Source organism: Amycolatopsis silviterrae (assembly GCF_042684085.1).
Lineage (GTDB): Bacteria > Actinomycetota > Actinomycetes > Mycobacteriales > Pseudonocardiaceae > Amycolatopsis > Amycolatopsis silviterrae.
In genome coordinates this window covers 151,832-157,980 of sequence record NZ_JBHUKS010000026.1, presented here as the reverse complement: position 1 = coordinate 157,980, position 6,149 = coordinate 151,832, and the positions used below count along the sequence as shown (strand labels likewise).

Genomic DNA, 6,149 nt, shown 5'->3' with positions numbered 1-6,149 from the left:
GTGCCATACCCCCGGGCGGTGTGTTCCGAAACCCGGCAAAACATACCGATCAGTACGTTTTGAACTCCACCCCTAGAGGGTTCGCTAGGGGCGGCGGCGCACGATCGACGGCCGAGGCGCCGGTCCCCGGAGCGCGGGGCCGCCGAACAAGGAACTCCTTACGGGGCACCACTGTTGATCAGATCGCCGGTTCAGCACAGTCACCTGGCTCGGGCCGCCGAGGTTCTCCCTCCCCGCGACGGCGCGATGATTGGCCAGTACGCGCGATGAGGCAAGCCGGCGTTGCGGAGCCGGCGGCGAACGGGGCTTGATCGGCACGAGCCGTCGAGGCGTTGCCTGATCGCGGACACGCCGGTCGATGTCGGCGCGGGCGTCTCGTTCCGGTCCGCCGCCCTCGAATGCAGATCTCCGGAAAGCGCTCCAAAGGCAAGTCCGAAAGACGATTCTCGCCGTCGGCACTGGCGGTCGACAGGTCGGGTCAGCCTAGAACCGGGGGTACCAGCGGCGGCTCCTCTTCTGGAGAGGTGTCCGCCTTGGGCGGGAGTTCTTCAGCGTCTCCGACGCCCTCGCCGCCAGATGCTGTCGCTGTGCGCGGACCCGATGCTCGACGGGAAGCTGATGGATGACACGCCGCCGCGGCCGCGGTTCGAGTCCCGGTGAGTGCCGACTTGGTCGAAGGGCCGGAACCAGGCGCGGCCGACGACAGCGAAGGACTTCGTTGGACGCAACAGGAGATGCCGGTGGACCCGGAGGACGTGGCGGCCGGAAAAGTGGTGCGGTTCCGTCAGGCAGCGCCGGAGCGCGTTGTCCGCTCGCGCAAGCCCGCGCACCCGGAAATCATCTCGGTGGAGGACCTCACGCGGGCTCAACTGCTGCGTCGCGCCTAGCGGTTGCCGCATCCCGGACAACGGGCACCTGATCTTCAGCGAGATCCTCGCTGAAGATGCTCTGCCCACGCGGTGCGGACAGCGGGCGTAGCCTCCGCCCAGGCGCAAACGATCACCAAAGGCCGGTTGACCTGGTAATTCTTGCGGAGACTCGCGGATGATCCGAACATATGATTATTTCACGCCACCCGTCACGATGGTTACCTACCCCCCTGAAAACATGGGTTCCGGCGTCGTATACTCTCTTCATCAGCAAGTCCGAGTGGCGGAATGGCAGACGCGCTAGCTTGAGGTGCTAGTGTCCTTAACGGACGTGGGGGTTCAAGTCCCCCCTCGGACACCAAAACTGGTGAGATTTCCCCAAGTCTCGCAGCAGCCGATCACCCAGCACAAGGGTGGTCGGCTTTCCTCGTTGACCAGCCTTGTCACGGTCTCGGGACGGTGGTCCGCATGACCGCCGTCGTACCACGGCTCATCCCAGGAGCCGGGCCCGCCGGGACTCTCGCGGCGCTTGCTCCGGACAACGAACGGCTCCCGTTGCCTGCTCCCCCGGCTCCTGCCCGGCAGGCGGAGCTGGTCTACGCGCTGTCCCGTCTCGATGCCTCCGGACGGCTGTCCGCGACCACTCTCCTCGCGCGGCTCCAGTGGCGGACCTCGGTCCGGCTCGCCGCCACCGTCGTCGGGACCTCTGTGGTGTTCCGCCCGGACCGGCACGGCGTATTCGCCCTGGACCCCAAACGCAAAGTCGTCGTCCCGCTCCGGCTCCGCCGCCCCTGCCGCCTTCACACCGGCGACCAGGCACTGCTCGTCGCCGACACCCGAGAGAACATCCTGGTCGTTCACCCGACTGCCGCACTCGACAAGATCGTCCTCGCCCGGCACGCCTCCCTGATCGGAGGCAGCGGCGATGACCACTAGCCAAGCCGAACTCGACGCCGCCCGGCTCCTGCTCTCGAAAATGGGCCTCACCCCGGCCGACCTGCTCAACCAACCGGAACCAACGGCCGAAATGCCGACCTTCTCCCTCTACATCCCGGTGGTGGCGCGCTCGGTGTCCCCCGCCACCGCACGCTCCTACTCCAGCTACTGGGCACAGGCCGAGGCAGCGTGGGGCAACCGGCGGATCGACGAACCCACCCCGTCGGAGATCAAGGCGCTCGCCGAGAGATCCCGGGCGACGGCGTTGGTGCGGAGCAACTCCCGCGGCGGCAGGTACGCGATGGAGAACTTCATCGCCGCTTTGCGCTGCCTCTACCGCCACGCCGTCGACGACGAACTCATCACCGAACTCCAGAACCCCGCGCTCAAAGTCGCGAAACCCCGACGCCTGCCCTCGCCACGCCGAGCCCTCACCACCGAGGAACTCACCGACATCAACATCGTCGCCGCTGAGACCGGCGACGACCCCGACCTCGACACCCTCCTGCTCCGCCTCCACACCGAGACCGCCGGCCGCCGCGGCGGCGCACTCGCGCTCCGCCCCCGAGACCTCGAACCCGACGAATGTCTCGTCTACCTCCGGGAAAAGGAAGGCACCAGCCGCTTCCAGCCGGTGTCGCCGACACTGATGCGGCTTCTTCTCGACCACGGCTCCCAGCGCGGCTCGACGCACCCCGACGGGCAGCTGCTGCGGTATCGCAGCGGCGAGCCGATCACCAAACGCCGCTACGACCACCTCTGGAAACGGACCGGGCAGCATCTCCCGTTCGTGCGCAACCAGAACATCTCCACCCACTGGCTCCGCCACACCACCCTCACCTGGGTCGAACGCCGCTTCGGCTTCGGCGTGGCCCACGCCTACGCCGGGCATTTCGACTCCTCCGACAACTCCACCGTCACCTACATCAAAGCCTCCATCCACGACGTCGCCGCCGCTCTGGCCGCCCTCACCGGCGAGCCACACCCCTTGGCCCACCGAAACATTCCGGGAGGCAGGTCATGACCCGAACCCCGCGATGGACCGCTTCCCTCGCCGTGCAATGCGCCTGCACCGCTCTCGTCGCGCTCGGCGCCGCCTACGCCTCCTACCGACACGGACGCACCTTCGCGCTCCGCTTCGGCGCTGATCAGACGACCGCCGCGATCTGGCCGGGCATCGTCGACGGCCTCCTCGTCATCGCGACCGTCGAACTCTGGAAACGCACCGCTGACACCGGCCGCCGGACCGCATCGGCTGCCTTCGGCTTCGGGATCTCGCTCTCGCTCTGCGCGAACATCGGTGCCGCCGAGAACCTCACTGTCCTTAGCGTCATCGTCGCCGCAAGCCCGCCCATCGCGCTCCTCCTCGCGGTCGAACTGTTCAACCGCGCGCTGCACCGCAGCTCCGCGCAGCCGGGCGAGACAGCCGAGACGTCCGGCGAGACCGCAGTGCACAGCCCGGAATTCGAGTCCGAGACCGAACAGCCGACAGCCGAGGAACGAATGTGGCAGCACTTCGTTCACGAACATGCCCGGGGCCGCGCGCCGACAGGCGCGGAACTCGATCGCGTGGCCAACACCCACAACTACGGGCGCCGCATCCTGCGCGGCTGGAAAGCAACCGGCCGGATCGCCCAATTGGAGAAAGAACCGGAGCGGCCGAGGATCCTCGCCGCCTGACCCACTAGCCAATCCACGGCTTGAGACGCGGGCGGGCTCCACAGTCGGTGGATCCCGCCCGCGTCCCGCTTGCTACATAACTTGTGCGAGCAGTTCGCTGGTTTCGTCCTCCAGCTCCACTCCGAGCGAAAGGCTGGTCTGCCGGAGTCGCTCCACGATGGCAGCCGCCGCGGCTCGGTTGCCTGCCAACAGTTCTGTCTGCAGCAAGTCACGGCTGAGCAATTCACTTACCGGTTCTGCACGCAATCCGCGAGCAGCGGCTCGGCGTGCGCGCGTGAGATCACCGGCATCGCGATAGGCAATGGCAAGGCCGTGGGCGATCTCGACGATCTGGTCAATCATGTCCCGTTGATGCCAGGAACTCCATTCATAGCGCCCCTTGGGAACGTTGCTCAAAGGCATGCCCTCGACCAGATCCAGCGCCTCTTGCAGTTGCCCGAGCCGGTCCTCGCCGTCGGCGTTCTCGACAAGTTGCTGGAATCGGAACCAGTCGCAGGGCACGGTGCCGGCCAGCCGGTAGCCGCCGTTCTTCGAATCGACGTTCGGCAGGTACAGGGCACCGTTCGGGTCGTGGCCGAGCCAGGTTCGCAGGCGAGAGACGTAGCCCTGCCTGGTGGCGGCCGACCACGGCTGGGTCGCGGTTCCCAGTTGCTGCGAGATCTCGTCGGCGTGGACACCCGGGTTGAGAGCCAGGAACGCGGCCAGTTCGGTGAGGCGGTTGACCTTCTTTCCCTCCACACGGCTGTAGTCCACCCCGCCCAACGAGACCGGGCCCAGGAGCCGCAGCTCCGGGACCGCCGGTTCGAGACCAGTCTGGCCAGGTGTCTCGGGCTCGCCTCGGTCCGCTCGTGATGGACGGGAGACAGTCTCGACGGGATCGGGATCGGGACCGGCGGTCCCGGTCTCCTTCGGTCGCTCATCTCGTGGGAGGCGCTGGAACGCGATGCGGACGTCGAGCCGTTCCACCGGGGTCGGGTCCTGGCGTAGGTCGAGTTCCCATGCGCCAGGGATGTCTGTATCCGGATCGGCACCTGCGACGACTGCCACGATGTCTGCGGCGGCGTCGCTGGTCGCGAGATGATCAGCATCGTCCGGGTCCAGCGGCTTCGGGACGATCACGACGTGCGGGCGTCGATCGGTAGCACCGGCGAGATGTTCTAGGAGGTCGTCAACGGATCGATGGTGTTCGATGCGGTTGACGTCCTGGAGCACCTGGCCGGCTCCGACGAGATCGACGGCCACCTCCTCCGTCCACGGCGAACTGCTGATTTCGAGAGCGATGGCTGAGGCGACCTCGGCGATGTCGTCTGGGTCTCCGTCGAGGAGAAGTGCTCCGGCGTGGTCGAGGCTCACTAAGATCAAGGCGCCGTCCGTGTCGTGGCCGAGGCCGGCCAGGAACGGGTACGGAGCTTCCCCGGCGGCCTCGTCGGCCAGCGGGACGGAATCGGGCAGGTGCCATTCAGCGCTGGTCGCGGTGGCCGTGAACGGCGGGAGCGGTTCCGCGGGTTCGTCCAGGCAGACGGTGGCGTCCTCGCGGCCGAGCCGGACCATCCGGATTTGCGGCAGCTTGCTCCCCTGGCTTTCGGCGTGGTTCGCGAGCTGGCGCAAGGCGCGGTCCAGAGTGTCGATCGGGTCCAAGGCAGCTTCCACTTCGCCCACGCTCTGCCCGCGCCCTGCGCGGAGACGCCGGACGCCGAGTGCGCTCAGTACCGCCGCGGCCGCGAGTCCGGCGGCTCCGGCAATGACAATCGGGGCGTTGACGGTCGAGCCGGGCGGCGGGGCTGCCTGCGCGCTGCTCTCCTGCTTCATCGGCGGCGAAGGCATCGGGTTCGCCGCCGGAGGCATCGCCGACGGCGTGATCGCGGGTGGGGGTGGCGTCTGAGGCTGCGGGGGCCGCGGTGCGGGGATGGTTGGCGGCGTGGTCGGCAGCTGCAGCGTCTCGCCCGCGCGGATGCGGTCCGGGCTCTCCACGTTCTTGTTGAGCCGCACGATCTCCGGGTAGCGGCTGGCGTTGCCGAGCCGGTCGCGGGCGATCGAGGTCAGTGTGTCGCCCTGCCGTACGCGGTACCCGTTGACGGCCGACTTCTCGGGCAGGTCGAGGCACCATCCCGGTTTGATCAGGGCGACGTCGCGGAGGGTTTCGCCGTCCGGTTGGCGGCGCGTGTGGTTGAGTGCGTAGATCTCGGTGTAACGGCGTTCGTCGCCGAGTTGTTCGGCTGCGATGCGCATCAGGCTGTCGCCGGGTCGCACGACGTAGCCGGTCGTGCGCGACTGGGACATGGCGGCTGGTTCGGCGGCAGTGGCGACGGTCGCGGTGCCGATCATCAGCAGCAGAATTCCGGCGACGATCTTCCGAGCCCAGCCGAGGCCGGAGACCCGGCGTACCGGGAGCCCGCGAAGATGGCCGGCGCATTCGACGATGATCGCGGCGGAGAGCTGCAGCCAGGCGACGACGCCAGCGAAGGCGAGCAGGGCCAGGAAAACCTGGCCACTATCGCGCGTCACTAGTGCGGCGAGCACGTCCGCGATGGTGTGCACGTGGTTCGGGAGCAGGATGTCGCGGAAGGTCCAGAAGGCGGTCGGCGGCCCGGCGAGGATCGCGGTCAAGGCGAGCAATCCGCCGAGGAACCGGACAATGCTGGTGACGGGACGCATGATCGACTC

At 67.8% G+C, this 6,149-nt stretch carries 5 protein-coding genes and 1 tRNA gene; 5 read left to right on the top strand and 1 reads right to left on the bottom strand.

The genetic code is table 11. The features are described from left to right. The first annotated feature begins 656 nt into the window (after positions 1-656). From ACFSVL_RS32215 to ACFSVL_RS32195, 5 genes are all read left to right on the top strand, one after another. Positions 657-887: a hypothetical protein gene (locus ACFSVL_RS32215; protein WP_378309491.1), complete on the top strand. Its 231-nt coding sequence runs from the start codon at positions 657-659 to the stop codon at positions 885-887. 256 nt (positions 888-1,143) lie between these two features. Then, positions 1,144-1,230 (top strand) — tRNA-Leu (locus ACFSVL_RS32210). A 107-nt stretch (positions 1,231-1,337) separates the two neighbouring features. Continuing rightward, on the top strand, positions 1,338-1,805 hold the full coding sequence (locus tag ACFSVL_RS32205; RefSeq protein ID WP_378309490.1) for a hypothetical protein: 468 nt from the start codon (positions 1,338-1,340) through the stop codon (positions 1,803-1,805). Beyond that, positions 1,795-2,829: a tyrosine-type recombinase/integrase gene (locus ACFSVL_RS32200; RefSeq protein WP_378309488.1), complete on the top strand. Its 1,035-nt coding sequence runs from the start codon at positions 1,795-1,797 to the stop codon at positions 2,827-2,829. The genes ACFSVL_RS32205 and ACFSVL_RS32200 overlap by 11 nt, the downstream gene beginning before the upstream one ends. After that, entirely contained in the window at positions 2,826-3,485 is a 660-nt protein-coding gene (locus ACFSVL_RS32195; protein WP_378309486.1) for a DUF2637 domain-containing protein, read from the top strand. The genes ACFSVL_RS32200 and ACFSVL_RS32195 overlap by 4 nt, the downstream gene beginning before the upstream one ends. Before the next feature lie 72 nt (positions 3,486-3,557). On the opposite strand, the gene ACFSVL_RS32190 is transcribed toward ACFSVL_RS32195, so the two are convergent. Beyond that, a complete protein-coding gene (locus ACFSVL_RS32190; RefSeq protein WP_378309484.1) occupies positions 3,558-6,140 on the bottom strand; it encodes a LysM peptidoglycan-binding domain-containing protein in 2,583 nt (860 codons plus the stop codon). Positions 6,141-6,149: the final 9 nt, after the last annotated feature.

Excerpts from the sequence above, each read along its gene's own strand:
- ACFSVL_RS32205 (WP_378309490.1), top strand. The coding sequence starts at position 1,338 with ATGACCGCCGTCGTACCACGGCTCATCCCAGGAGCCGGGCCCGCCGGG.
- ACFSVL_RS32200 (WP_378309488.1), top strand. The coding sequence starts at position 1,795 with ATGACCACTAGCCAAGCCGAACTCGACGCCGCCCGGCTCCTGCTCTCG.
- ACFSVL_RS32195 (WP_378309486.1), top strand. The coding sequence starts at position 2,826 with ATGACCCGAACCCCGCGATGGACCGCTTCCCTCGCCGTGCAATGCGCC.
- ACFSVL_RS32190 (WP_378309484.1), bottom strand. The coding sequence starts at position 6,140 with ATGCGTCCCGTCACCAGCATTGTCCGGTTCCTCGGCGGATTGCTCGCC.